Annotated in this window: 15 tRNA genes and 1 rRNA gene; all 16 read right to left on the reverse strand. The window is 52.8% G+C overall.

Annotation, left to right across the window (positions count from 1 at the left end):
- Positions 1-17 precede the first annotated feature (17 nt).
- Positions 18-93: transfer RNA gene (locus tag EDD73_RS14580), tRNA-Thr, on the reverse strand.
- 32 nt (positions 94-125) lie between these two features.
- Positions 126-201: transfer RNA gene (locus EDD73_RS14585), tRNA-Trp, on the reverse strand.
- Positions 202-237: 36 nt separating this feature from the next.
- A tRNA-Leu gene (locus tag EDD73_RS14590) sits at positions 238-324 on the reverse strand.
- Positions 325-341: 17 nt separating this feature from the next.
- A tRNA-Ser gene (locus EDD73_RS14595) sits at positions 342-435 on the reverse strand.
- 12 nt (positions 436-447) lie between these two features.
- Positions 448-525, reverse strand: a tRNA-Met gene (locus tag EDD73_RS14600).
- Positions 526-532: 7 nt separating this feature from the next.
- A tRNA-Thr gene (locus EDD73_RS14605) sits at positions 533-608 on the reverse strand.
- Between the two features lie 7 nt (positions 609-615).
- A tRNA-Ser gene (locus tag EDD73_RS14610) sits at positions 616-706 on the reverse strand.
- 16 nt (positions 707-722) lie between these two features.
- Positions 723-799, reverse strand: a tRNA-Asp gene (locus EDD73_RS14615).
- Between the two features lies 1 nt (position 800).
- Positions 801-876 (reverse strand) — tRNA-Val (locus EDD73_RS14620).
- An 8-nt stretch (positions 877-884) separates the two neighbouring features.
- Positions 885-960, reverse strand: a tRNA-Glu gene (locus EDD73_RS14625).
- A gap of 7 nt (positions 961-967) precedes the next feature.
- A tRNA-Lys gene (locus tag EDD73_RS14630) sits at positions 968-1,043 on the reverse strand.
- A 3-nt stretch (positions 1,044-1,046) separates the two neighbouring features.
- Positions 1,047-1,121: transfer RNA gene (locus EDD73_RS14635), tRNA-Gln, on the reverse strand.
- A 29-nt stretch (positions 1,122-1,150) separates the two neighbouring features.
- Positions 1,151-1,235, reverse strand: a tRNA-Tyr gene (locus EDD73_RS14640).
- Positions 1,236-1,241: 6 nt separating this feature from the next.
- Positions 1,242-1,317, reverse strand: a tRNA-Phe gene (locus EDD73_RS14645).
- Between the two features lie 3 nt (positions 1,318-1,320).
- A tRNA-Val gene (locus EDD73_RS14650) sits at positions 1,321-1,397 on the reverse strand.
- A 306-nt stretch (positions 1,398-1,703) separates the two neighbouring features.
- Positions 1,704-2,104 (reverse strand): 16S ribosomal RNA (locus EDD73_RS14655); the annotation flags it as partial.

Raw genomic sequence — 2,104 nt, forward strand, 5'->3', positions numbered from 1 at the left:
TCCGCCACTCTCGCATCTGGAGCCACTGACCGGGATTGAACCGGTGACCTTATCCTTACCAAGGATACGCTCTACCTACTGAGCTACAGCGGCATTCATTACTTCGAAAAGCTATCAATGTAAATTGGCAGGGGAGACAGGGATCGAACCCGCAACCTACGGTTTTGGAGACCGCCACTCTACCAATTGAGCTACTCCCCTACATCTCCATAATTAAGCTTGTCTTTTGTAACAACATGGTGCCGAAGGCCGGGGTCGAACCGGCACGGGCTCTCGCCCACAGGTTTTTGAGACCAGCGCGTCTGCCAATTCCGCCACTTCGGCAATATCCTATTCAAATATGGCGGAGAGAAAGGGATTCGAACCCTTGAGACAGGTTTTGCCCGCCTACACGATTTCCAATCGTGCGCCTTCGACCAGCTCGGCCATCTCTCCAGAAAATTAAGTTGGTAGCGGTGGTAGGATTTGAACCTACGACACCACGGGTATGAACCGTGTGCTCTAGACCAACTGAGCTACACCGCCACAAAAGTGGAGCCGACGATGGGACTCGAACCCGCAACCTACTGATTACAAGTCAGTTGCTCTACCAATTGAGCTACGCCGGCAAAAGGATGGCGGAGTGGGCGGGATTTGAACCCGCGCTGGCCTTGCGACCACTAACGGTTTAGCAAACCGTCCTCTTCAGCCACTTGAGTACCACTCCACATATGAAAGAAAAATGGCGGAGCAGACGGGATTCGAACCCGCGATCTCCAGCGTGACAGGCTGGCATGTTAGGCCTCTACACCACTGCTCCGTGGTGGGCGATGACAGGATCGAACTGCCGACATCTTGCTTGTAAGGCAAGCGCTCTCCCAGCTGAGCTAATCGCCCAAAAAAGTTGGTGACCCGTAGGGGATTCGAACCCCTGTAGCCGCCGTGAAAGGGCGGTGTCTTAGACCGCTTGACCAACGGGCCATAAAGATGGTGATCCATGCTGGACTCGAACCAGCGACACCCTGATTAAAAGTCAGGTGCTCTACCAACTGAGCTAATGGATCAAATGGCTGGGGTGGCTGGATTCGAACCAACGCATGGTGGAGTCAAAGTCCACTGCCTTACCGCTTGGCGACACCCCAGTATTTTGCATGTAGCACCAAAAAAGAAATGGTGGAGGGAGTTGGATTCGAACCAACGAAGGCAGAGCCGGCAGATTTACAGTCTGCTCCCTTTAGCCACTCGGGAATCCCTCCGATTTATGGTGCCTCGGGGCGGAATCGAACCACCGACACGAGGATTTTCAGTCCTCTGCTCTACCGACTGAGCTACCGAGGCAAATGGTGGGCGATAACGGAATCGAACCGCTGACCTCTTGCATGTCAAGCAAGCGCTCTAACCATCTGAGCTAATCGCCCATTTTTATCAATATTTATCTGCCACACGAGTACGTATTCTACCAGAAGTTCTTGTCGATATCAAGTATAATTTTTGGTAATTCGCAGTTTTTTTTCGAATTTATTTGTGACATTTAAACTGCCATCGGTCCCTCAAAATCAAACAGTTGTAGGAGCGTGACTTCCTATTCGTCATCGTGATGCTGCATCGACCGTCTCTAAGCAGCGACATATTCTGCCTCTGCCAGGTACGCTGCGCATTCATCTCGCTGACGTTCCGACCTCGAAGTATCGAAGACTTAAAAAAGTCTTCGCATTTCTCCGTAGAAAGGAGGTGATCCAGCCGCACCTTCCGATACGGCTACCTTGTTACGACTTCACCCCAATCATCGACCCCACCTTCGGCGGCTGCCTCCGTTAGGTTAGCTCACCGACTTCGGGTGTTGCCGACTTTCGTGGTGTGACGGGCGGTGTGTACAAGGCCCGGGAACGTATTCACCGCAGTATGCTGACCTGCGATTACTAGCGATTCCGCCTTCATGCAGGCGAGTTGCAGCCTGCAATCCGAACTGTGAACGGCTTTCTCCGGTTCGCTCCATCTCGCGATTTCGCTTCGGTTTGTACCGCCCATTGTAGCACGTGTGTAGCCCAAGACATAAGGGGCATGATGATTTGACGTCATCCCCGCCTTCCTCCCGGTCGTCCCGGGCAGTCTCTCCAGAGTCCCC

The sequence above is a fragment of the Heliophilum fasciatum genome, from assembly GCF_004341395.1.
Lineage (GTDB): Bacteria > Bacillota > Desulfitobacteriia > Heliobacteriales > Heliobacteriaceae > Heliophilum > Heliophilum fasciatum.